General features: G+C 69.9%; 22 protein-coding genes. 15 read left to right on the forward strand and 7 right to left on the reverse strand.

Annotation, left to right across the window (positions count from 1 at the left end):
• Positions 1–813: 813 nt before the first annotated feature.
• From FB390_RS30615 to FB390_RS30635, 5 genes are all read left to right on the forward strand, one after another.
• Entirely contained in the window at positions 814–1,905 is a 1,092-nt protein-coding gene (locus tag FB390_RS30615) for an ABC transporter substrate-binding protein (RefSeq protein ID WP_141812662.1), read from the forward strand.
• The gene (locus FB390_RS30620) at positions 1,905–2,768 is read left to right on the forward strand and encodes an ABC transporter permease (RefSeq protein ID WP_141812663.1); all 864 of its coding nucleotides are present in this window, start codon (positions 1,905–1,907) and stop codon (positions 2,766–2,768) included. The genes FB390_RS30615 and FB390_RS30620 overlap by 1 nt, the downstream gene beginning before the upstream one ends.
• Positions 2,744–3,526 carry an ABC transporter ATP-binding protein gene (locus tag FB390_RS30625; protein WP_185757336.1) on the forward strand — a complete coding sequence of 261 codons (783 nt, stop codon included), beginning with the start codon at positions 2,744–2,746 and terminating at the stop codon, positions 3,524–3,526. The genes FB390_RS30620 and FB390_RS30625 overlap by 25 nt, the downstream gene beginning before the upstream one ends.
• Positions 3,523–4,869: an LLM class flavin-dependent oxidoreductase gene (locus tag FB390_RS30630; RefSeq protein WP_141812664.1), complete on the forward strand. Its 1,347-nt coding sequence runs from the start codon at positions 3,523–3,525 to the stop codon at positions 4,867–4,869. The genes FB390_RS30625 and FB390_RS30630 overlap by 4 nt, the downstream gene beginning before the upstream one ends.
• A 244-nt stretch (positions 4,870–5,113) precedes the next feature.
• Positions 5,114–6,319: an MFS transporter gene (locus FB390_RS30635; protein WP_246124482.1), complete on the forward strand. Its 1,206-nt coding sequence runs from the start codon at positions 5,114–5,116 to the stop codon at positions 6,317–6,319.
• 289 nt (positions 6,320–6,608) lie between these two features.
• On the opposite strand, the gene FB390_RS30640 is transcribed toward FB390_RS30635, so the two are convergent.
• The gene (locus tag FB390_RS30640) at positions 6,609–7,193 is read right to left on the reverse strand and encodes a TetR/AcrR family transcriptional regulator C-terminal domain-containing protein (RefSeq protein ID WP_141812665.1); all 585 of its coding nucleotides are present in this window, start codon (positions 7,191–7,193) and stop codon (positions 6,609–6,611) included.
• 133 nt (positions 7,194–7,326) lie between these two features.
• Here FB390_RS30640 and bioB point away from each other — a divergent pair, with 133 nt between their 5' ends.
• The 4 genes from bioB to FB390_RS30660 all read left to right on the forward strand — a co-directional run bounded on the left by bioB (position 7,327) and on the right by FB390_RS30660 (position 9,869).
• The gene (gene bioB, locus FB390_RS30645) at positions 7,327–8,340 is read left to right on the forward strand and encodes a biotin synthase BioB (protein WP_097248369.1); all 1,014 of its coding nucleotides are present in this window, start codon (positions 7,327–7,329) and stop codon (positions 8,338–8,340) included.
• Between the two features lie 9 nt (positions 8,341–8,349).
• Entirely contained in the window at positions 8,350–8,577 is a 228-nt protein-coding gene (gene bsaP, locus FB390_RS30650; protein ID WP_067793307.1) for a biotin synthase auxiliary protein BsaP, read from the forward strand.
• Positions 8,578–8,600: 23 nt separating this feature from the next.
• On the forward strand, positions 8,601–9,245 hold the full coding sequence (locus FB390_RS30655) for a DUF2567 domain-containing protein (RefSeq protein WP_246124483.1): 645 nt from the start codon (positions 8,601–8,603) through the stop codon (positions 9,243–9,245).
• 90 nt (positions 9,246–9,335) lie between these two features.
• Positions 9,336–9,869, forward strand: coding sequence for a DUF1353 domain-containing protein (locus FB390_RS30660; protein ID WP_141812667.1), 534 nt, complete (start codon positions 9,336–9,338; stop codon positions 9,867–9,869).
• Between the two features lie 445 nt (positions 9,870–10,314).
• Here the strand turns inward: FB390_RS30660 and FB390_RS30670 are convergent, their stop codons facing one another.
• Both FB390_RS30670 and FB390_RS30675 read right to left on the reverse strand, forming a co-directional pair.
• The gene (locus FB390_RS30670) at positions 10,315–11,568 is read right to left on the reverse strand and encodes an ATP-binding protein (RefSeq protein ID WP_141812669.1); all 1,254 of its coding nucleotides are present in this window, start codon (positions 11,566–11,568) and stop codon (positions 10,315–10,317) included.
• 56 nt (positions 11,569–11,624) lie between these two features.
• The gene (locus FB390_RS30675) at positions 11,625–12,377 is read right to left on the reverse strand and encodes an NUDIX hydrolase (protein ID WP_141812670.1); all 753 of its coding nucleotides are present in this window, start codon (positions 12,375–12,377) and stop codon (positions 11,625–11,627) included.
• A gap of 76 nt (positions 12,378–12,453) precedes the next feature.
• On the opposite strand from FB390_RS30675, the gene nadA reads away from it, so the two are divergent.
• The 4 genes from nadA (at position 12,454) to FB390_RS30695 (ending at position 16,864) form a co-directional block, all read left to right on the forward strand.
• Complete coding sequence (gene nadA, locus FB390_RS30680) at positions 12,454–13,497, forward strand: quinolinate synthase NadA (RefSeq protein WP_141812671.1); 1,044 nt, start codon at positions 12,454–12,456, stop codon at positions 13,495–13,497.
• 100 nt (positions 13,498–13,597) lie between these two features.
• Entirely contained in the window at positions 13,598–15,283 is a 1,686-nt protein-coding gene (locus FB390_RS30685; RefSeq protein ID WP_141812672.1) for an L-aspartate oxidase, read from the forward strand.
• A gap of 61 nt (positions 15,284–15,344) precedes the next feature.
• Complete coding sequence (nadC, locus tag FB390_RS30690) at positions 15,345–16,205, forward strand: carboxylating nicotinate-nucleotide diphosphorylase (protein ID WP_141812673.1); 861 nt, start codon at positions 15,345–15,347, stop codon at positions 16,203–16,205.
• A 173-nt stretch (positions 16,206–16,378) separates the two neighbouring features.
• Positions 16,379–16,864, forward strand: a complete 486-nt coding sequence (locus FB390_RS30695) for an aminoacyl-tRNA deacylase (RefSeq protein WP_141812674.1) — start codon at positions 16,379–16,381, stop codon at positions 16,862–16,864.
• A gap of 95 nt (positions 16,865–16,959) precedes the next feature.
• Here FB390_RS30695 and FB390_RS30700 read toward each other — a convergent pair whose 3' ends face one another.
• Both FB390_RS30700 and FB390_RS30705 read right to left on the reverse strand, forming a co-directional pair.
• The gene (locus FB390_RS30700) at positions 16,960–17,598 is read right to left on the reverse strand and encodes a GNAT family N-acetyltransferase (RefSeq protein WP_141812675.1); all 639 of its coding nucleotides are present in this window, start codon (positions 17,596–17,598) and stop codon (positions 16,960–16,962) included.
• 71 nt (positions 17,599–17,669) lie between these two features.
• Complete coding sequence (locus tag FB390_RS30705) at positions 17,670–18,119, reverse strand: MarR family winged helix-turn-helix transcriptional regulator (RefSeq protein ID WP_141812676.1); 450 nt, start codon at positions 18,117–18,119, stop codon at positions 17,670–17,672.
• 105 nt (positions 18,120–18,224) lie between these two features.
• Here FB390_RS30705 and FB390_RS30710 point away from each other — a divergent pair, with 105 nt between their 5' ends.
• Entirely contained in the window at positions 18,225–19,874 is a 1,650-nt protein-coding gene (locus tag FB390_RS30710) for an MFS transporter (RefSeq protein WP_141812677.1), read from the forward strand.
• Between the two features lie 291 nt (positions 19,875–20,165).
• On the opposite strand, the gene FB390_RS30715 is transcribed toward FB390_RS30710, so the two are convergent.
• Together FB390_RS30715 and FB390_RS30720 are read right to left on the reverse strand one after the other, a co-directional pair.
• A complete protein-coding gene (locus FB390_RS30715; RefSeq protein ID WP_141812678.1) occupies positions 20,166–21,338 on the reverse strand; it encodes a winged helix DNA-binding domain-containing protein in 1,173 nt (390 codons plus the stop codon).
• An 83-nt stretch (positions 21,339–21,421) separates the two neighbouring features.
• Positions 21,422–21,916, reverse strand: a complete 495-nt coding sequence (locus tag FB390_RS30720; RefSeq protein ID WP_141812679.1) for a tellurite resistance TerB family protein — start codon at positions 21,914–21,916, stop codon at positions 21,422–21,424.
• Positions 21,917–22,250: 334 nt separating this feature from the next.
• Here FB390_RS30720 and FB390_RS30725 point away from each other — a divergent pair, with 334 nt between their 5' ends.
• Positions 22,251–23,114 (forward strand): arylamine N-acetyltransferase family protein, encoded by an 864-nt coding sequence (locus FB390_RS30725; RefSeq protein WP_141812680.1) that lies wholly within the window; start codon positions 22,251–22,253, stop codon positions 23,112–23,114.
• Positions 23,115–23,142: the final 28 nt, after the last annotated feature.

Consider the following 23,142-nt stretch of genomic DNA (forward strand, 5'->3'; position numbering starts at 1 on the left):
CTGCGGCACATGGCGGACACTGTGCTCCGGCGTACGCCGGACCGCAGTGCTGCGGTGCCCGGCTGGCGCACCGCGGTGGTGCCCAGTTGATACTGCACAGCGGTGCCCGGCTGACGCGCACAGGTGCCCGGCTGATACAGCGCCGCCCGGCTGACCGCAGTGCTGGGCGCCCGAGTGATACAGAGCTGCGGTGCCCGGCTGGCACCGTGCAGCCCGGTTGAGCGCGGCGGCGGGGCGCGCGGCTGGCATAGCGCAGCGGCGCCGGGCTGATGCCGCGCTGGGGTGCCCGGCTGACACAGCGTTGCGGTGCCTGACCGACTGGAGGACAGCGGTGCCCGGCTGTCACCGCGCCGCCCGGTTGAGCGCAGCGCTGGGGCGCGCGACTGGCATAGCGCAGTGGCGCCGGGCTGATGCCGCGCTGGGGTGCAGTTGGCACCGCGGCGCCAGTCGAGCGCAGCGCCGAGGTGCCTGGCTGACACAGCGCTGTGGCTCCGGCCGACACAGCGCCGCCCGGTTCCTTTGCGGCGCCGGGGCGCCCGAATGGCACAGCGCCATGGTGCCCGGCTGATTCAGCGCCGCGTGGTTGAGCGCGGGGATGCGCCCGAATGGGGCAGCGCCCTGGTGCCCGACTGGTCCAGCACTTCGGCGCCTGCGGGGCGGTGTTGCGGCGACGGGTTGGCATCGCGATGCGGCGCGCACTGACATGGTGCAGGGGAAAAGAGGACGCGGCGCATGGCGGCGGGTTGGCACCGGTTCGAATCAGGCTGTCGTTAACCGTGTTCGGGTCTGTTTCGTCCTGCTTGACTACCGAGCATGTTTCGACCGAGTACGTTCCTGCCCGGCCTCCGTGGCCGCACCACCGCCGCTTTGCTTGCCGTGGCGACCGCTGCGACCCTCGGGCTGACCGGGTGCGCGAAGGACGACACGCCGGTCGTCGACACCGCCAATACGCCGCTGCCGACCGAGGTGCCCGCGGGCACCAAACTGATCGTCGCCGATCAGCAGGAGCGCCTGCAGAGCGTGCTGCGCTTCTCCGGTGAGCTGGACAAGCTGCCGTTCCAGGTGGAGTTCGCCAACTTCGTCGGCGGACCGGCCATCCTGGAGGCGTTCCGCGCGGGTGCGGCCGATGTGGCGCCGGTCGGTGACGTGCCGCCTATCCACGCGCTGGCCGCGGGGCAGGACGTGCCGATCGTCGGTGCGCAGCAAACCAGTCCGGCCGCACTGAAATTGGCGGTCGCCCCCGGCCGCACGGCGACGACGCTGGCCGACTTGAAGGGCAAGAAGATCGCCTACGCCGAGGGCACGGCGCAGCAGGCCGCGGTGCTGCGCGCGCTGGACAAGGCGGGGCTGAAGACCGGCGACGTGCAGCTGGTCCGGTTGCAGCTGGCCGAGTTTCTCGACGCGGTGCGCACCGGCCAAGTCGACATCGCCCCGCTGATCGAGCCGAATGTGACCCGGCTGCTGCGCACGCCCGGCACCTCGGTGATCCCGGATTCCGAGACCGCGGGCATCTACGGTGGCCTGGCCTACCTGTACGCGCGGCGCGCGGTGACGCAGGATCCGGCCAAGTCGGCGGCGGTCGGCGCGCTGGTGAGTGCTTACGTCCGGGCCTACCAGTGGGTGAACACCCATCGCGAGGAGTGGGCGCAGAAGTACTACGTGGACAACCAGAAGGTCAGCCCCGAGGACGCGCGGCGCATCGTGGAATCGCTGGGCACCTACACCTTCCCGCACCTGGATCAGCGGCTCGTCGACCGGCAGCAATCCACCATCGACGCCATCGCCGCCGCGGGCGAACTGCCCAAGAAAGTCAGCGCCGCCAACGGTTTCGATCTGCGCTACGACGCCCTCGTGACGCGCGCGGTCGCCGAATCCGGCGCTTCACACGAACCGAAGGAGCGGTGATGGCGACACTCGACGCGGGCGTACTCGGCCGATTCGGCAGGGCGGCGACAGCGCCCGTCGAACTTCAGGCGCGCGGCAAGGTGTCGCGGCGCAGGCTCGGACCCGGCAAGCCGATTCCGTTCGGCATCGCCCTCGGACCGACGCTGCTGGTGGCGGCGTGGGTGATCGGATCCGCCACGGGGACGCTGGATCCGGAGACGCTGCCCGCGCCGTGGACGGTGGCGCAGACGGCAGGGGATCTGATCGCCGACGGACGCTTACAGTCCAACCTGCTGACCTCGGTGCAGCGCGCCGGTCTCGGTTTGGGTCTCGGCGTCGCCATCGGTGTGGTGCTCGCGCTGGCCGCCGGGCTCAGCCGCGTCGGCGAAGCGTTGCTGGACGGCCCGATTCAGATCAAGCGCGCGATTCCGACGCTGGCGCTGATCCCGCTGTTCATCGTGTGGTTCGGCATCGGCGAGGAGATGAAGCTCATCGTCATCACCACCAGTGTGCTGGTGCCGGTGTACATCAACACGCACGCCCACCTGCGCAGCGTGGACGCCCGCTACGTGGAACTCGCCGAGACCGTTCAGCTTTCGCGCTGGGGGTTCATCCGCCGCATCGCTCTGCCCGGCTCGCTGCCCGGCTTCTTCATCGGCCTTCGTCTCGCGGTCACCATCTCGTGGCTGGCGCTGGTCGTGGTCGAACAGGTCAACGCCACCAGCGGCATCGGCTATCTCATGACGCAGGCGCGCACCTACGGCCAGATCGACGTCATCGTGGTCGGTCTGGTGATCTACGGCCTGCTCGGGTTGTTCGGCGACATCGCCGTGCGCGCACTGGAAAGGAGGACGCTGGCATGGCGTCAGACACTCGCGGACTGAACGTGGTCCGCGCCCGAGACCTCAGCCGCGGCTTCGGCGACCGCGTGGTGTTGCGCGGCATCGACCTCGACATCGCACGCGGTGAATTCGTCGCGCTGCTCGGCCGCAGCGGCTCGGGCAAGAGCACCCTGCTGCGCGCGCTGGCCGAATTGGACGACGACGTACCGGGTTCCGGCGATCTCGCGGTGCCCTCGGAACGCGCCGTGGTATTCCAGGATTCGCGTCTGCTGCCGTGGGTGCGGGTGCTCGACAACGTGACGCTGGGCCTCAGCGGTGCGGGATCGGCGGATCGTGGCCGCGCCGCGCTCGCCGAGGTCGGCCTCGCCGGTCGTGAGAAGGCCTGGCCCAAGGAGCTTTCCGGCGGCGAGCAGCAGCGCGTGGCACTGGCCCGCTCGCTGGTGCGCGAACCCGAGCTGCTGCTGGCCGACGAACCGTTCGGCGCGCTGGACGCGCTGACCCGGATCCGGATGCACGCGCTGCTGCAGGAGCTGTGCGCGAAGCACAAGCCCGCGGTACTGCTGGTCACCCACGATGTCGACGAGGCCGTGCTGCTCGCCGATCGCGTGCTCGTTCTCGACGAGGGCCGCATCGCCATCGATCTGCGCATCGACCTGGAACGCCCGCGCCGCCACAGCGATCCGGAGTTCATCGCGGCGCGCGAGCGGCTGCTTGCCGGTCTCGGCGTCGATCCCCTTGCCAGCGCGGCCGGTGACGCGGCCGCCCCCGATTTTCACGAGGAAGAGAAGCAAGCCTCATGACCGAGCGCCAGCTGAGCCTGAACGCGTTCATCTACCCGTCCGGCCACCACGAGGCGGCCTGGCGCCACCCGCAGAGCCGCCCCGACCGGATCTACGACGTCACCTACTACCAGGAAATCGGCCGCACCGCCGAGGCCGCGAAACTCGACGCGGTGTTCTTCGCCGACGGACCGGCCCTGCGCACCAATGTCGCGCACAACGCGGCGCCCGGCTTGGAGCCGATCACGCTGCTGACCGCGATCGCCGCGGCCACAACCCATCTCGGTCTGATCGCCACCGCGTCCACCACGTACTACGAGCCCTACAACCTGGCTAGGCTGTTCTCCAGCCTGGACCACATCTCCGGCGGACGCGCGGGCTGGAACATCGTCACCACCGGAACCGATCTGGCCGCGGCCAACTTCGGCCTCGACCGGCATCCCGACCACGCGGAAAGATACGCCCGCGCACGGGAATTCGTCGACGCCGTGGTGGCGCTGTGGGACAGCTGGGAGGACGACGCGATCCTGCTCGACCAGGCCGCCGGCCGCTACGCCGATCCGGACAAGATCCACCGCATCGACTTCGAGGGCGAATACCTCAAGGTGCGTGGACCGTTCAACGCGGCGCGTACGCCACAGGGCTACCCGGTGCTGGTGCAGGCGGGCGCGTCCAACGAGGGCAGGTCCTTCGCCGGCCGCTACGCCGAAGCCATCTTCACCGCGCACCAGCGGCTGACCGACGCCCAAGCCTTCTACGCCGACATCAAGGCCAAGGCGCGGGAATTCGGCCGCGACCCCGAGCAGGTGAAGATCCTGCCCGGCATCAGCCCGTTCATCGGCGACACCGAGGCCGACGCCAAGCGGCTGGAGCGCGAATTCAACGAGCTGACCGTGCCGGAATACGGTCTGGCGCAACTGGAGAGCATCGCGGGCAAGAGCCTGCGGCACCTGGCGCTGGACGAGCTGGTCCCGGTCGAGGAGTTCGACGGCGCGGGCGATGTCACCGACAACGCGCGCTCACGGCTCCAGGTGGTCGCGGGCATCGTGCGGCGGGACCGCCCGACACTGCGCGGGTTGCTGCACAGGTTGGCGGGAGCGCGCGGGCATCGAGTCTTCGCCGGCACACCGGAGCAGGTCGCCGACACTATCGAAGAGTGGTTCCGTAACGGCGCCGCAGACGGTTTCAATGTGATGCCGCCCTACTACCCGGGCGGGCTCGAGGTCTTCACCTCGACTGTGGTGCCGATCTTGCAGGAGCGCGGACTGTTTCGCACCGAGTACACCGGAACCACGCTGCGGGACCACTTCGGTCTGGCACGGCCGGAGAGCCGGTTCGCTCGTCGTCCGGCACTCGCCCGGTGAACGGGGCGGATTGCGACTGTTCCGAACATCTTCCGGCCGTAGGGACGGCGGTTGCCGCGGGATCGCGGGCGGGCTCGACAGCCCCGGTGGGCGATCGAGCTCGTTTCGAGCGCGCGGCGGCCGACTCGTCGGCGTGTGGTCGTTCCGTCTCGCCTGGTGGTGAACCCATTGGGCGGCAACCAGTTACGCTGAGTGTGGTGGCCTGTCGGCGCGGTCTCGACGCGGATGCTCGGCGGTTGGCGCGGTGAGCGGGGAACTAGCCGAGAAAGCTTCGGTCACCCCCACTCCGGTGCGGCTGCGCAGCCTCACCTGGTCGGTGTTCGTGCCGATGGCGTTGTACGGCACCGGCGCGGGCGCGGCCGCGCCCATGTACGCGCTGCGGGCGCTCGACCTCGGTGCGTCGGTGGGTTCGGCCGGTCTGATAGTCGCTTTCGGCGGACTGGGCATGGTGCTCACCGACCTGCCCGCCGGGCGCATCGTCGCGCGGATCGGTGAGCGCGGCGCGGTCGGCCTCGGTTCGCTTCTCGGACTGCTCGGCGTACTGGCTGCCATCTTCGCGCCGAACCTGGTTGTGCTGGCCGCGGGCATGCTGCTCAACGGCGCCGCGGGCGCGGTGTGGGGGCTGGCGCGCCAGTCCTACATCGTGGCGGTCGTGCCGCCCACCGATCGTGGGCGAGCGCTGTCGACGCTGGCGGGGGCGCACCGGCTCGGGTTCTTCTGCGGACCGTTCCTCGGGGCCGGGCTCGTACACGGGATGGGACCGAACGGAGCGCTGTGGTTGCAGTGCGCGACAACGGTTACTGCCGGGCTCGCGATGGTCGCCATCCGCGATGTCGAGGATGGCGCGTCCAGCGGGCACACGCTGCGTTCGGTGGTCGTCGAAAACCGGAGGGTGCTCGGCACTTTGGGGTCTGCCGCGTTGCTCACAGGCGCGGCGCGGGCGTCGCGGCAGGCGTTGTTGCCGCTGTGGGCCGCGCACATCGGTCTGAGTCCCGCGACGACGAGTCTCATCTTCGGCGTCTCGGGCGCGGTGGACGTGCTCATGTCGTATCCGGCGGGCGTCTGGCTGGATCGGCGGGGTCGCCGGGCGACCGGGGTGCCATCGATGATGTGCTTCGCCGCCGGGTACGCGGTGCTGCCGTGCACGGGTACGGCGCTGACCATGGGGCTCGCGGCGGTGTTGCTCGGGCTGGCGAACGGGATCAGCAACGGTCTGATCATGACGGTCGGCGCCGACGTCGCGCCGGAGGACCGGCGCGCCGAGTTCCTCGGCGCGTGGCGGCTCACCCACGATGTCGGCATGTTCGCCGGTCCCATCGCGGTGGGCGTGATCAGCTCGATTGCCGTGCTCGGCGCGGCTGCCCTCGCTCTCGCGGTGTCCGCCGCAGCTGGTGCGGTGGCGATGTACCGCTGGTTTCCCGGCGCGGGCGGTCGGCTGCGGCTGCGCTGAATGGAGCGGACGCCGACTCTCGCGGCCATCGCCTGCATGACCTGGGCACAGCTGTCCCCGCTCGGTCTCGAAGCGCCAGGTCGGAGCAGTGAGGAAGGCGGACCCCGGGGAAGCGGATTCGGTGGCGGCGGGTCCTGTTGAGAGCCGGGTCGGTTTGGTGGAGGCGAGTGCTGCTGGAGATCGGCTCGGCTGATGGGTGCAGGTTCCGCTGGGAACCGGAGCGTTTCAGCGGCAACTGCGGAGATCGGGCCGGTTCGGTGGTTGCGGATGCCGCGGAGGCTCGCTCCGCTCAGCGGATGCGGCTGCCAAGCAGGTGCCGAACGCCCGCGACGAACAGTTGCAGTCCGAAATCGAATCGTGCTGTCGCGTCGGGGGTTTCGTCGATCGGCGTGCTGTCCTCGGGCAGCGCGCCCGCCGAATCCATCTGCATGCGGGACTGTTCGTCGACGGTCTGACCGAGCACGTAGTACAGCAGCGTGAACGCGGCGAGCTCGGCCTCCTGGCGCGGCATGCCCGCGCGGATGGCGGCGCTGGCGAGGCGTTCCCTGCCCTTGCTCGTGGTCAGGCGGGAGGCGTAGGTGGAGGAGACCAGCTCCGCGCCGTCGCGGTAGGCGAGCAGGCAGTCGCGCAGCCGGTGCGCCAGCTCGGAGATCTGGCCGGACCACTCGTCGGCGGTCACCGGATCCTCCATCGGCGCGAGAATGCGGTCGGCGACCGCGCCGAGCAGCGCCTGCTTGTTGGGGAAATGCCAGTACAGCGCGCCGGGCTGCACCTGAAGCGAGCTCGCCAGCCTGCGCATGGTGAGATCGGCGAGGCCGTACTGGTCGAGAATGGCGATGGCGCCGTCGACCACGTCCGCCCTGTGCAGTTGCACCCGGATTCCTCCCCGTCGTGTTTTGACTCACTCCTACCGCTACCCTAGCCTGAACACCGTTCAAGTTGCACGGCCACCTCGGGCGCGAGGCGCGTCGTCGCCGACAGGCAGTTCAGCCGAAGGGATCCGTCCAGTGACGCAGGCACCCGTTGACACCGATATTCTCTCGATCGCCCGCGAGCAGGTGCTCGAGCGCGGCGAAGGCCTGACCCAGGAGCAGACGCTCGAGGTGCTGCGCCTCGGCGACGACCGGCTCGAGGAGCTGCTGTCGCTGGCCCACGATGTCCGCATGAAGTGGTGCGGTCCGGAGGTCGAGGTCGAGGGCATCATCAGCCTCAAGACCGGCGGCTGCCCCGAGGACTGCCACTTCTGCTCGCAGTCCGGCCTGTTCCAGTCGCCGGTCCGCGCCGCCTGGCTCGACATCCCCAGCCTGGTCGAGGCCGCCAAGCAGACCGCCAAAACCGGAGCCACCGAGTTCTGCATCGTCGCCGCGGTGCGCGGACCGGACGAGCGGCTGATGGCGCAGGTCGCCGCGGGCGTCGAGGCGATCCGCAACGAGGTCGACATCCAGGTCGCCTGCTCGCTCGGCATGCTGACCCAGGAGCAGGTCGACCAGCTGGCCGCCATGGGCGTGCACCGCTACAACCACAACCTGGAGACCGCCAAGTCGCACTTCCCGCAGGTCGTCACCACGCACACATGGGAGGAGCGCTGGGATACCCTGCGCATGGTGCGCGAGGCGGGCATGGAGGTGTGCTGCGGCGGCATCCTCGGCATGGGCGAGACCCTCGAGCAGCGCGCCGAATTCGCGGCGCAGCTGGCCGAATTGGAGCCCGACGAGGTGCCGCTGAACTTCCTCAACCCGCGTCCGGGCACCCCGTTCGGTGACCTCGAGGTGCTGCCCGCCGCCGACGCGCTGCGCGCCGTCGCCGCGTTCCGCCTCGCGCTTCCGCGCACCATCCTCCGGTTCGCGGGCGGCCGGGAGATCACCCTCGGCGATCTGGGCGCCAAGCAGGGCATCCTCGGCGGCATCAACGCCGTCATCGTCGGCAACTATCTGACCACCCTCGGCCGTCCCGCCGAGGCGGACCTGGATCTGCTCGGCGAGCTGAAGATGCCGATCAAGGCGCTCAACGAAACGCTGTAGGACCGGGCCATGAGTACTGTCATGGATATGGACGAGCGCTACAACCCGTTCACCGGCAAGCGGATCGTGCCCGGTCTCGACGACACGGTGCCCGCCGCGGCCGCGCTCGGTCTCGAGCCGCCGCGGTTCTGCGAGCAGTGCGGGCGCCGGATGATCGTGCAGGTGAGTCCCGACGGCTGGTGGGCCAAGTGCTCGCGGCACGGCGTGATCGACTCGAAGAGTCTGGAACACCGCTAGTGGCGGCGGTGCAGGCGCGTGGTGTGCGGACCGAGGCGGGAGTGGCGCTGCTCGTCTTGGCCGCCGTCGTGGTGTGCAGCGTGCTCGTCGGCGTGCTGTGGGGGTTCCTGGCGCCGACCGAACAGCTGCTCGTCACCGAACCGGGACGCGGCGCGCCGCTGACCGGCGAGAGCACCCATCAGTTCGACGCGGTCGCGCTGTTCGTCTGCGCGGGCGGGGTGACCGGACTGCTCACCGCCGTCGCGGCCTGGCGTTTGCGCACGGTGCGCGGCCCGCTGCTGCAACTCGGGCTGGTGTCCGGCTCGTTGCTCGGCGCGTATTCGATGGTGCTGGTGGGGGAGACGGTCACGGAGCTGTTGCACCCGCGGCCGGACGACCCGCCGGTCGGCCAGATCGTCGAGCTCCCAACGCAAGTCGGCACGGCGCTCGCGTTGGTCGTGCAGCCGCTGATCGCCTCGCTGGTGCTGCTGTTCCTCGCGGCGCTCAATCCGTCGGAGGATCTGGGCACCGGCTACGGCAGCGCATTCGGTCGTTCGCGTCCGTCCGAGGCGTTCACGCCGATCGGGTTCGACGCGGCCGGGGCGCGCGCGCCGTACGGGAGCGCCTACGGCGGTTACGATCCGGCCGCCGAGGACGGGACGGATTCGGTGCCGCGCCCGGCTCGCTGACACGTCACCCAACCGTTGTCTCTCCGCGCTGTTTTGGTGCCTCTACCACGTAAAATGGTGGAAACAGGCACATTCGGAGAGGAACGGGTCGTGGCGTTCATCGGTGGCGGTCCGGTCGTCGAGGAGATCGACGCGAAGTTCTGGCGGCTGTCCGAGCCGCTCGTCTATCGGGGTGATGTTCAGGAATTCACCGTGCCCGCGGGCTTCCGCACGGACTTCGCTTCGGTGCCGCGCGCGCTGGTCTGGCTCATTCCCCGCTACGGCGCATACACCCGTGCCGCCATCCTGCACGACTATCTGCTGCGCTCGCAGGAGGTGAGCAGTGCCGACGCCGACGGGCTCTTCCGGCGCTGCCTGCGCGAGTTCGGCATTTCGGTGCCGCGGCGCTGGATGATGTGGGCGGCGGTGCGCTCGGCGAACCGGTTGCACGGCGCGAGCCCGCGCGACTGTGCCCTGTTCCTGCTTGTCGCGGTGCCCTCGGTGTTGTTCCTCGCGATACCGGTGATCGTTGTGACGCTGTTCCTGTGGTTGTTCTGGGTGGTGGAGCTGGTGTTCTGGGCCGGTGGGCGGCTCGCGACCCGCACGCCCGCGTCCCCGCCGAAGCCCCAGATGAAAACGGCCTGAACGGTTTTCGGCGCATCCCGTACGGACGGCTCGCGCCGCCATCCTGCGTCACCCGATTCGCGGAGCCGCCCGGCCGAAAATGGGTGGAGAACGAACGGCGCCCGTCGTTACCGTGATCCGGCAAGCGAACGGGCGAGCCCAGGGGAGGAGGTGACGACCATGCACGCCCAGCCACAGACCGCACCGCACCCCGACGCGTCCCGAACCTCTTCGGAACGCCCGGATCTCACCGCCTGGCGACGCCGCCACGAACTACGCCGCTCCAACGCCGCCCAGCCGATCCCCGGCAAACGCCGATACCGCCGCACCCCGAAACACCGAAACCGCTCCCACGACGCGTGATCCCCGCGCGCCGCGACCTCACTCCGCTCGGGGCGGAGGGCGGCGAATTCGTCGGTGACGCGGAGGCCGGAGTCGGTGACGCGGAGGCCGGGTCGGTAGTAGTTCAGCGCCAAGCGTCGACGAGATCCGCCGGGCCCCAGTGCATCGCCAAGGGAAGCTCGGCTCCGAGACCCGCGCGGGATACTGCGACAAGTGGCGTGCGAACGTCGGCTCCCGGCACCGAGAGCGTCGCGCGGGCGAGCGCGTCGTAGTCGTGCCGATCGAACGGCCGATCCTCGAGCCACTTGATCGACCCGAGGAAGTGGACTGTGCCGGCGACCGGTTCGCGATCGGCGCCGACGAGATCGATCTCCGGATTGTTCTGCCGGTTCCACCATCCGCCGATCGCCTCGGTGTCGGGCCAACGCTCATCCGGCAGCAGGCGCAGTAGGGATTCACGGATGAGCGGTTCGACCGCACGCCCACGCCAGGTCGTCCATGATCGTTCGATCCGCGTGCGGGCGACATCGCCGCGGCCTCGCTCGACCAGTGGGATTCCGCGCTGCAGGAAGGCGAGCCAAAACCGGAGATAGGAATCGGCGATGCGGTACCGCTTGTTCTTGCTGTCGGGTTTGGTCGACAACGGAAGGTCGGCCGCGACGATTCGTTTCGATTGCAGTGTGCTCAGTAGCGGTGTCAAGGTTCCAGCGGGAAGCGCACCCGCTCCGCCCGCCTGCGCCGCGATGGTGCTGAAAGTGCGCTCACCGCTGCCGACCGACTCGAGCACCGCGCGCGCCCGGGATGCTTCCGGAAACTCGCCGAGCAGTGTCAGTTCCCCTGCCACGAGTAGTGGAGACAGCGGGTTGTCTGTCGAAGCGCGCAAGAAGTCGATTCTGCTCATGCCGGGACGCCACGACTGAACGATTTCCGGGAAGCCGCCGGTGATCAGCAGTGCGTCGACGGCGTCGGCCGGATCGAGACCGGTCATGGATTGAACGTCGGCCAAATGCAGTGGCTCGACGGTCATCTCGGCGGCTCGCCCGAAGAACGGCCGCTCCCGGGACTGCAACGCCTCCATGACCGAGATGTCACTGCCGACCAGGATCAGGAGAACGGGCTTGGCCGACAGGTGACGATCCCAAACGGTCTGCAGCGCACCCTCGAACTCGCCGTCCTGCTCGACCAGCCACGGCACCTCGTCGATCACAGCGATGGTGGGCGAGTCGGCCGGAATCGCGATGGACAGCGCGCGCAGCGCTTGGTTCCAATCGGCGGCCTGCAGGCCGGACACCAATTCCGCGTTGCCGAGGGGCGAGTGGGCGACGGTGGAGGTGAAGTCCGCGCGCTCGGTGACCGGGTTGCGTCCGCGGGCAAACATAGATCGTTTCTTACTTAGAATGATTCTAACTTAGATGCGTGCAACCTAGCCGAGACTCACTCCGCTCGGGGGCGGAGGGCGGCGAATTCGTCGGTGACGCGGAGGCCGGAGTCGCTGAAGCGGTAGACGGCGGCGGGGCGGCCACCGGCGCGGCCGGGGGCGGCGGTGGCGCCGGTGGGGGTGATCACCTTGCGGCGCGCGAGGACGCGTTGGAGGTTGGTGGTGTCGACGTCGTAACCCAATGCGGCGCAGTAGATTTCGCGCAGCGTCGACATGGTGAACGCGGACGGGGCGAGTGCGAAGGCGATGTTGGTGTAGGAGAGCTTGGCGGCCAGCCGGGTGCGGGCGTGGTCGACGACCGTGCCGTGATCGAAGGACATCGCGGGCAGTGCCGAGACCGGGTGCCACGCGGTGTCGGCGGGCAGTTCCGGTTCGGCGGTCAGCGGGACCAAGCCGAGGTAGGCCGACGCGATGCGGCGCGGGCCCGGCACGCGATCGGGATTGCTGAAGACCGAGAGCTGCTCGAGATGCGTCAGCTCGCGCACGTCGACCTTCTCGGCCAGCTGGCGGCGCGCGGACGCGTCCAGATCCTCGTCGTCTCCCAACCGCCCGCCCGGCAGCGACCAAGTGCCCTTCTGCGGGTCGAGCGCGCGCTCCCACAGCAATACCGCGAGCTCGGTGCGCTGATCGGGCGGGCACGGGCCCATCACACCGCTCGCAGCGCTTTGACCTGCGGATTTGTCTGTGGGGAAGCGGCGAACCTGGAACACCGCGGTGAGCGATTCGTGGATGGTGCTACTATGGGCCACGTTTTCGATTGTAAGTCGAAAACCTGGTTTGGTGCGAATCGGCGGTGTTGCCGGCCGCACGAGGAAGGGAGCCATCATGGCGACGACGGGTGCGAAACTGGCGCCTCCGCTGATGGGGCAGGTATTCGACGGGCCCTCGGGCTACACGGGCGTCGCGGCGACGCCCGAGTGGGCGCAGGAGGTCAAGCGGCTCGCGCGGGAGCGCAACGCGACCATTCTCGCGCACAACTACCAGCTGCCCGAGATCCAGGACGTGGCCGACCACGTCGGCGACTCGCTGGCGCTCTCGCGGATCGCGGCCGAGGCGCCAGAGGACACCATCGTCTTCTGCGGCGTGCACTTCATGGCCGAGACCGCGAAGATCCTCAGCCCGGAGAAGACCGTGCTGATCCCGGATCAGCGCGCGGGCTGCTCGCTGGCCGATTCGATCACCGCCGACGAGTTGCGCGCGTGGAAGGCCGAGCACCCGAACGCGGTCGTGGTGTCCTACGTGAACACCACCGCCGAGGTGAAGGCGCTCACCGACATCTGCTGCACCTCCTCCAACGCGGTCGACGTGGTCGCCTCCATCGATCCCGACCGCGAGGTTCTGTTCCTGCCCGACCAGTTCCTCGGCGCGCACGTCAAGCGCGTGACCGGCCGGGAGAACATGCAGATCTGGGCGGGCGAATGCCACGTGCACGCGGGCATCAACGGCGACGAGCTCACCGAGCAGGCGCGCAGCCACCCGGACGCCGAGCTGTTCGTGCACCCCGAGTGCGGCTGCGCCACCTCGGCGCTGTACCTCGCGGGCGAGGGCGCGTTCCCGGCCGACCGGGTGCACATCCTGTCCACCGGCGGCATGATCGACGCCGCCAAGGCCGCCAAGTCGACGCAGGTCCTGGTCGCCACCGAGGTCGGCATGCTGCACCAGCTGCGCAAGGCCGCGCCCGGCATCGACTTCCAGGCCGTCAACGATCGCGCCTCCTGCAAGTACATGAAGATGATCACCCCGGCCGCGCTGCTGCGCTGCCTGGTGGACGGCGCCGACGAGGTGCACGTCGATCCGGAAACCGCGGCGCTCGGCCGCAATTCGGTGCAGCGGATGATCGCGATCGGCAATCCGGGCGGCGGCGAGTGAGCCGACGCCGACGACATGCGGCGGGCGCGTAGCGGCGCCGCATGACCTCGGCGGGCGCGGCGATATTCGCGCCCGAGCTCGGAACGAGAGGCTGGCGGAGATGAATGCTCCGGTAATCGAGTGGGAGGCCTCGGCCGACCTGGTGGTGGTCGGCGGCGGCGTCGCCGGACTGACGGCGGCTCGCACCGCGTCGCTGCGCGGCCTGCGGGTGCTCGCGCTCAGCAAGGGCGGCCCGATCGACACCTCCACCCAATACGCACAGGGCGGGATCGCGGTCGTAGCGCCGCACGGTGATTCGATCGAGTCGCACGTGCGGGACACGGTGGAGGCGGGCGCCGGCCTGTGCGAGACGAGCGCCGTGCGCGCCATCGTCGAGGGCGGACAGGCGGCCGTCGCGGCGCTGACCGACCTCGGCGCTGTGTTCGATCTCGGTCGGGACGGCCAGATCTCGCGCACCAGGGAGGGCGGGCACAGCACGCGCCGCATCATCCACGCGGGCGGCGACGCGACCGGCGCGGAGGTGCAGCGCGCGCTCAACGCGGCGGGTCTGCCCGTGCTGTTCGGCGCGGCGGCCTGCGAGGTGGTCACCGGCCCGAGCGGGGTGCAGGGCGTGATCGCTGTGTCGGACAAGGGTTTCGGCGTGGTGCACACCCCGGCCGTGCTGCTGGCCACCGGCGGGCTCGGCCAGCTCTACGCGCTGAGCACCAATCCACCCGGCGCCACCGCCGACGGTGTCGCACTCGCGCTGTGGGCGGGCGCGGCGGTCGCGGATCTGGAATTCGTGCAGTTCCACCCGACCGTGCTGTACACGCCGGGCGGGCTGGGGCGTCGGCCGCTGATCAGCGAGGCGGTGCGCGGCGAGGGCGCGACCCTCGTAGACGCCGAGGGCAATTCGGTGACGGCCGCGGTGCATCCGCGCGGTGATCTCGCGCCGCGCGATGTGGTCTCCAGGGCCATCGCCGCGCGGATGCGCGAGCTGGGCACGGATCACGTCTTCCTCGACGCTCGCGCGATCGATGGTTTCGCGCAACGTTTTCCGACGATCACCGCGTCCTGCCTGGCCGCGGGAATAGACCCGCGCGCGGGCCTGATTCCCGTCGCGCCCGCGGCGCACTATCAGTGCGGCGGCGTGGTCACCGACGCGCACGGCCGGACCGGGGTGCCCGGGCTGTATGCCGCGGGGGAAGTGGCGCGGACCGGATTGCACGGCGCGAATCGATTGGCGTCCAACAGTCTTCTCGAAGGTCTGGTCGTCGGCGAACGAGCTGGTGCGGCGGCCGTGGAGCGGCTCGGCGCGTCCACGGAGGTGACCGACGTGCGGCCACGGACCATGCCCCGGGTGCCGCGCGCGGCGCTACAGCAGGTCATGACCACGCACGCGGCCGTGGTGCGGGACCGGGACGGGCTGGCGAGCGCGGCGGCGACCTTGGAACGCGCTGTACTGCGCGGCATGTCGAGCCGTTTCGCCGGGGACGGCGCCATGGTGCCGCCCGCGCCGGAGGATCTGGCCGCTCGCCGGATCGCCGAACTGGAGGACGGCGCGCTGACGCTCACCGCCCGCGTGCTGCTGCTCGCCGCGGCGGCCCGCACCGAAAGCCGCGGCTGTCACACGCGATCCGATCATCCCGAGTCCAACGAGGCGCTGCGGCACAGCATTCCGATTCGCCTGGACGCCGACGGACGACCCGACGTGTTCCTGGCCGGCGGCTCGCCGGAAGGGGAGCCGCTGGCTTCCCGCTTGGCCGACGACCCCGAGGCCCCGGCGCTGACCCTGGCGGTTCCGTGAACCCCGATATCGACTTTCGCCCGCGCCGCTCGTCGCGGGCCGACAGAGTAGGAGTGCGCTGATGGCGCTGGACGCCGCACTGGACCGCGACGAGGTGCTCGCGCTCATTCGCACCGCGCTGGACGAGGATCTGCGCTACGGACCGGACATCACCACGATGGCGACCGTGCCCGCCGACGCGGCGGTGAAGGCCTCGGTGGTCTCCCGTCAGCCGGGCACCGTCGCGGGCATCGACGTCGGCCTGCTCGTGCTCGACGAGGTGATCGGCGCGAGCGAATACGAGATCACCGAGCGGGTGGCCGACGGGACCCGGGTGCAAGCGGGCGACGTCGTGCTCGGCGTCGTCGCGCCGACGCGCGGGCTGCTCACCGCCGAGCGCACCATGCTGAACCTGATGTGCCACCTGTCCGGCATCGCCACCGCCACCGCGGCGTGGGTCGACGAGGTCGAGGGCACCCATTGCGAGATCCGCGACAGCCGCAAGACGCTGCCCGGCCTGCGCGGCCTGCAGAAGTACGCGGTGCGGGTCGGCGGCGGGGTGAACCACCGGATGGGGCTGGGTGACGCGGCGCTGATCAAGGACAATCACGTCGTCGCGGCGGGTTCGGTGGTCGACGCGCTGCGCGCGGTGCGCGAATTGGCGCCCGATCTGCCCTGCGAAGTGGAGGTCGACAGCTTGGAGCAGCTCGACGCCGTGCTGGCCGAGAACGTGGAACTGGTGCTGCTGGACAACTTTCCGCTCTGGCAGACCCAGGCGGCCGTGCAGCGGCGCAACGCCGTCGCGCCGGAGACCAAGCTGGAGTCCTCGGGTGGGCTGACCCTGGAGATGGCGGCGGATTACGCGCGCACGGGCGTCGACTATCTCGCGGTGGGGGCGTTGACGCACTCGGTACGGGTGCTGGACCTCGGTCTGGACATGTGAGCTCGGCGCGGCCGAGCCCGCGGTCGGCCGTCGCCGGCAATCCGATCGCAAATGGGGGTCGGCATTCGGCGGCAAAAGGCGCAAACTTACTCGTAGAACGGCTTGACGCTGTGCATCCGACTGCATTGTCACCGGGACGCGGTGGCGCGCCAGCTAACGAGTGGAGGTCCGCAATGTCCATGTCATCGACGGTCGAGGAATGCCTGCGCGACGCGGGCGTCGAATACGAGGTCGTGCGTCATCCGCACAGCTACACCAGCGCCCATACCGCGTCGGTGGCCAATATCCCCGCCGATCGTCTCGCCAAGACGATCATGCTCGAGGACGATCAGGGCTACGTCGGCGCGGTGCTGCCATCGACCCATCACCTGCGCCTGTCGAAACTGTGGGCGCAGACCGGACGGCATCTGGTCCTCGCCAAGGAGTCCGAGCTTCGCTCGGTCTTCAAGGACTGCGAGGTCGGCGCGATCCCGGCCGTCTGCACCGCGTACGGCGTGCAGACGCTGATGGACGAAAGCCTCACCACGGTGCCCGACGTCTATTTCGAGGCCGGGGACCACGAGGAACTCGTTCACCTGCGTACGGATCAGTTCATGCGGCTGATGGAGCGGGCGGAGAAGGCGCACTTCTCCAAGCGTGGAGGTGGCGCTCCGGAGTGAGGTCGAACCTCGCGGGTCCGGTCGGCTAGGCCGTCGGCGCGACTTCTCGGCTCGACGGGCGTGTTCATGGCTCGCCGGGTGTTGCTGTGCGCTGATCAGAGGGCGCGGACCATGGTTCGCTGATGCACCCGATCGCCCTGGTGGCGCAGGCCGGGGACCAGCGGCGCCGGGCCGTGCCCGGTGAAGCCCATTCGCTCGAAAAACCGCACGGCGCGGGTGTTCTCGACGAGAGTTTGCAGGTGGCAGCCGGGGGATCCGGCCGCGGCGGCGTGCTCCAGGAAGCGCGCGACGAGTCCGTCGGCCGCGCCGGTGCCCCGGCCCTCCTCGGCCACGTTGATGTGCAGGTGCGAGGGCCAGCGCGGGTCGGTGAAGTCGCCCGCGGTGGGTTGGCGGCGCAGCTTCGCGCCCAACGCGTCGAATGCCGCGCGCGCGAAGAACGTGGCGGGCCCGCGCCGGAACACCAAGCGGTACCGGCGAATAGCCGCTTCGATGCGCTCGTCTTCGCTGGGGAACGCCGCGCTGTCCACGCAGCCCGCGAGGTAGCCGACCAGCGCGCCGTCTCGCACCGCGACGAACAGCGATCGCGGCTCGATATCCAGATAGGGTTCGAGGTACACCGCCGCCTCGGATTCCGCGTGCCCCCAGAGTGATTCGGTCGGCGCTCCCGCGCCGGCGCGGCGGGCCAGGGCGCGCAACTCGTCGCGATCGGACTCGGTGAACCGGCGAATCTCCACGGCACCCAACGTACCGGCGTGAATGGAAGGGTGGCGTTCAGCTTTCCGCGGCCGACGGATCGGCGGGGGTGTCAGCTCGTCAAGCTGGCGGTCAGCCGACGCAGCAGCGTCTCGAACTGATCCAGGATCTCGGGCGGGTACTCGGCGAGGATCGCGTCCTGGCGTTCGTTGCACGGGCGGAAGAACTCGTCGGCCCGCTCCTTGACCTGCGCGCCGGCGCGCAGCGTGACCACGCGCCGGTCGGCGTGCTCGCGAGTGCGGGTGATGTACCCGGCGTCCTCCAGCCGGTTGAGCAGCGAACTCATCGCCCCCGAGGTCAACGCGATGCGCTTGCTCAGCAGCGCCGGTGAGATCGGCGTGCCGAGCGACTCCGCGGACGCGATCTCCAGCAGCGCGAAGGCGTCGGTGGCGTGCACGCCGAGTTCCGCGGCGAACCGGCGGCCGAGTTCGGCGAAGCTCGCACCGTAGGACAGCAGGCCGCCGGCGAGCCGTTCGCGTTGCGCCGCAGGGTCGTTCGACACCGGCCACTCCCTTCTCGATGCGCACGAGCCCGCGCCCGCACGGATTGACAACTTACCCCGTCGCGGAATAACTTCATCGTAAAGTAACTTGATGATGGAGGTAAATTGTCAGCCGAAACCGATACACCCTCCGCCCGGCACTGGTTCGGCCTGATCGCCGTCGCGTTGGGTGTCGCGCTGATCGTCGTGGACCTGACGATCGTCAACGTGATCGTCGCCCCGATCATCGACGACCTGGACATCACCTCGATCGAGGCGCAGTGGATCCAGGAGTCCTACGCCATCGTCTTCGCGGCGCTGCTGCTCGTCACCGGTCGACTCGCCGATTTGTACGGTGCGCGAAAACTTTTCGTGATCGGGCTGGTGGTCTTCGGCGCGACCAGCCTGCTGGCCGCCGCGGCGCCGAACGGCGGCGCGCTCATCGCGGCCCGCTTCCTCCAGGGCATCGGCGGCGCGATGATCTTGCCGACCTCGCTGGCCCTGGTGAACGCGGGCTTCGCGGGTCCGGCGCGCGCCAAGGCGTTCGCGATCTGGGGTTCGACCATCGGCGCCGCGGCGGCGGTCGGTCCGCTGCTCGGCGGGTGGCTGGCCGACTTCTCGTGGCGGTGGGCCTTCGGTATCAACATTCCGCTGGTGCTCGTCATCGTGGCGGCGGTGCTGCGGTTCCTGCCGGACCGGCCTGGTCCGGAGCCCGTGGACGGCCGGAGTGCGGGCGAGGGTTCGCCCGCGTCGCCGCGCTTCGGCGGAGGGCTCGATCTGCCCGGTGCGGCGCTGTCGGTGCTGGGGCTCGGGCTGCTGTCGTTCGCGTTGATCGAGGGTCGCCACTACGGGTGGGTGAGCACGACCGAGCCGCTGGTCATCGGTGAGGTGGTCTGGCGCGGCGGGCCGTCACCGGTGCTGGTCGCGTTCCTCGTCGCGGTGGGCGCGTTGGCGCTGTTCTGGCGGCGGCAGCGGCGGCTGGTGCGCACGGGCGGCGAACCTCTGCTGGACGTCCGGCTGTTCGGGATCGGCTCGTTCCGTAACGGCAATGTCGTCACGCTCGTGGTTGGCGTCGGCGAATTCGGGATCATCGCGGTGCTGCCGCTGTGGATGCAGTTCACCCTCGGCTACACCGCCTTCCAGACCGGGCTCGCCCTCGCCGCGCTGGCGGTCGGCAGCTTCGTCACCAGCGGGGCCAGCTTCTCGATGACCGCGTCGGCGATGGCGCAGGTGCGCATCGGCCTGGTGCTGGAGGCCGCGGGGCTGGCCTTGCTCGCGCTCGTCGCGGCCACGGACACGCCATGGTGGGCCATCGTCCTCGCGCTGTTCGTGTACGGCGTCGGCGTCGGCTTCGCGACCGCACAGGTGACGAACGTGGTGCTCGCCGAAGTGCCCGGCGAACGCGCGGGCCAGGGCTCGGGCATCCAAAGCGCCGCAAGGGAACTCGGCTCGGCCCTCGGCATCGCCGTGCTCACCACGCTCTTCTTCAGCGTGCTCGGCAACGACCTGCGCGACCGTCTCGCGGACACGCCCGCCGCCGACACCCTGACCGACGCCGTCACGACCAGCGCTGGATCCGCGATACCCGCACTCGCCGCCGACCCCGCCACCCGCCCGATCGCCGAGGCCGCCCGCGAGTCCATGTCCGCCGGCCTCGCGCTCACCGCCTACGCCTGTGCGGGGCTGCTCATCCTGGCCCTGGCCACAACCCTGTCCATCCGCCAACGCCAAGCCCCCACTCCGCACATGGCGGTCGACGAACCCGCCACGCCCTGAGTTCGCCGCACACCCGCACGAGGTGGCCGGCCCCGTGCGGGTGTGCGCACGCTGTGGGGACGAGCGTCAGCGCACAGCAGTGACCACCGCCGAACGCGTGCGGCGACGGTGATGCCGGACCCGACCCAGGTTGGACGCCAACAGCAGCGCGCGTTCCTGCGGCGGCGCTCTGCCAGTCTCGATCGCTTCGCGGAGCTTTGGGTGCCTCGCAGGCCGCGCACCGTTGGTCGAGCAAGCACCATCGTGACCCGGGACTATCCACGCAGGGTGGCCGCCCGCAGCGGTGTGGGGTCAGGCGGTGAGTTCGCGTTCCAGCGGGGTGCGGAAGCGGGGGATGGTGCGGACGGGGCCGAACCACTTCGTGGTGCGGGCGGCTTCGGATTCGATGCGGGACTTCGCTTCGGAGCCGACGTCTTCCAGGAGGCGCCAGACGATCTCGCCGTCTTTGCGCTGGGCCCAGCCGCCGACGATGCGGCCGTTCCACCAGAGGGTGGGGCCGATGTTGCCGTTGCGGTCGAAGAGGGAGGCGGCGTGCGGGCCGAGGTACCAGTCGCGGGACTGCCAGCCCATCGGGGTCGGGTCGAGGGCGGGGAGCAAGGCGGCCCAATCCTCGGGTGGCGCAACGGGTTCGAGGTCGTCGGCGAGGACGAGGCCGGGCGTGCCGTCCAGGTCGACCTCCGCCACCTCCAGCCGGGCCAGCGCCTTGCGGACCTCGGCCAGCGACCAGCCCGTCCACCATTTGAGGTCGCCGAGCGGGGCCGGGCCGAAGGCGGCCAACCACTGTCGTACCAGTTCGGCGCGTGCCTCCTCGGCGGGCAGTTCGGCGACGCCCTCGGGCAGCCACGATTCCACCGGCGCCCACAGGTACTGGCTGCTCGCCCAGCTGCCGTTCGGCCGCCCGCGCACGATGCGACCCTCGCAGCCCAGGGTGACCAGCACCCAGGTGGTGATGTTGGTCGGCTTCGAATACGACTTGTCCGGTGCGGGATTCACCTGCGTGCGCAGCCGCGGTACGTCCTTGCCGAGCTGCGCGCCGGTGGCGGCGCCGCGAGCGAGCAACGCGCGGTGGGTCTCCTCCTCGACCTCGGCCCACCAGCTCGCGACGTCGCGGATTCCGGCCTGCTCGAGAAAACGCCCGTAGGTCTTGCGTTGCTTGTCCGCCAACGCGTTCGCGCACGCGGCCTGGAGCACCGGAACCAGCTCGACGGGCGCGACGAACATGGTCCGGCGCATGGCGAGCATGCGCAGCAGCGTCCGCTCGTCGTACAGCTCGCGCTCCACGTCGGCGGGCGTCGCCAGCAGGCTTCGGGCGCCGAGGGAAAGGAACACCGTGGCCGGGTCTGTGGCATGCAAAACCACCAGCGACCTCGCGATATCGGTGATGTCGTCGGTGCGGTGCGCGTCCGCCAGCCGATGCCGAACTCCCAGTCGCGCGCGCCGCTCGGCGACATCTATCGAACGCATAGGCGAATACTAACCGTCCCCTCCGACATTCGACCCTCGCGTTGTGAGCCGCCGATGCGAGTGCTCCGTCCCGTGGCGGTCGCTCAGAGGCCGAACTGGCCTGGGTCCAGCCGCAGAATTTGGCACGCCTCGCGCACGGCCGCGACCTCGGCCTGGTCGAAGGACCCGTCGGCATTGCCGATCATGATGCCGATCTGCACGACGGCCTGCGCCTCGGCGGGCTTGCCGGCCGCCTTGCCGATCTGCTGCAAGACGTGTGCGCGGCCGAAGGCGGGATCGGCGGTGAGCCGGTGGCAGTTGTCGTCGAAGAGCGCGCGCAGTTCGTCGGCGGGGAAGTTGTTCAGCACCGGATCGGCGCAGATGAGCCCGGCCACCCGCATCCGCTCGTCCGGATCGATCGCGCCGTCGGCGGCGGCGACCAGCGCGCACATGCCCATCGCCGCGTCGCGGAAGGAGCCGCCGCGCAACTCGTTCTTCTTGGCCAGCAATTGCTTTCGCCACTGCGGGGCCTTGTCCACCACGTCCATCAGCCTGCTGAAGGTGTGCGCGTTGGAGATCAGCTTGTTGATGAAAGCCATGGACGAACTCCTGGAAAGAGGGCCCGGCCACCGCGGACCCGCGCGGCGCCGAACTCCGACTCGATGATCGGCACGCTAGCAGACCTCGCGGCGCGCGGTCGTCCTTCCGAAGTCGTTCGATCGTCTGCGGCCGCCGCACATCCGCGCCGAACGATTGCTCACCGGCGCCGAACCGATCGACGGACCCGATCGCGACTATCTGGTCGACGTGGCGCGCGGGATCGTGAGCGCGCCGCCCGCACCCACGCATGCCAAATGCGCGGCTCGAGCCACGGCGGAACACTTCCCGCCGCGCGCCGGTTGTTCGGTTCGACACCGACGAGAGAGGCGTGAGATGAGCAAGCCGGCGGATGCCGCATATCACTGGAACGGCGCGGAATTGGACCTGGACGCCTATCTGGACAGGATCGGCTTCGCGGGCGAACGCGCCCCCACCCTCGTGACGCTGCGCGAACTCGTCCGCCTGCACACCACTTCCATTCCGTTCGAGAACCTGGAGCCGGTGCTCGGCCGACCGATTCCGCTGGACCTGGCCACCTTGCAGGACAAGCTGGTGCGCCGCCGTCGCGGCGGCTACTGCTACGAGAACGTCGGACTCTTCGCCGCCGCGCTGGAACGCCTCGGATTCGGCGTCACCGGACTCAGCGGCCGGGTGACGATGGGCTCCGGCGGATTGCGCCCGGCGACGCACGCCCTGCTGCGCGTGACGACCGCGGACGACGACCGCGTCTGGATCTGCGACGTCGGGTTCGGTTCCGGCCCGCTCGAGCCCTACGAGCTGGTCGAACGCCCCGGCGAGTTCGCCTTGGGCGAGTGGCGATTTCGCCTCGAACGCACCGTCGGCGAGCTGGACACCGACCTGTGGGTGCTGCACCAGTTCGGTCGCGACGGCTGGATCGATCGCTACACCTTCACCACCGAACCGCAGTACCGCATCGACTTCGAGGTGGGCAACCACTTCGTGTCCACCTCGCCGCGCTCGCCGTTCACCGCGCGCCCGTTCGTCCAACGGTTCCTGCCCGACGTCCATCACGTGCTCGACGGCCTGACTCTCGTCACGGAACGCCCCGACGGATCGAGCGATACCCGCGAGCTCGAGCCGACGGAACTGCCCAAGATCCTGGAAGAGGTCTTCGACATCGAACTCGATCCGGCCGACGCCGCCGCGCTGAGCACGGCGCCCTGGCTCGACCGCTGAGCGTGACACCGTCGGCGCGGGTTACGCC

Origin of the sequence: Nocardia bhagyanarayanae, assembly GCF_006716565.1 — a bacterium.
GTDB lineage: Bacteria > Actinomycetota > Actinomycetes > Mycobacteriales > Mycobacteriaceae > Nocardia > Nocardia bhagyanarayanae.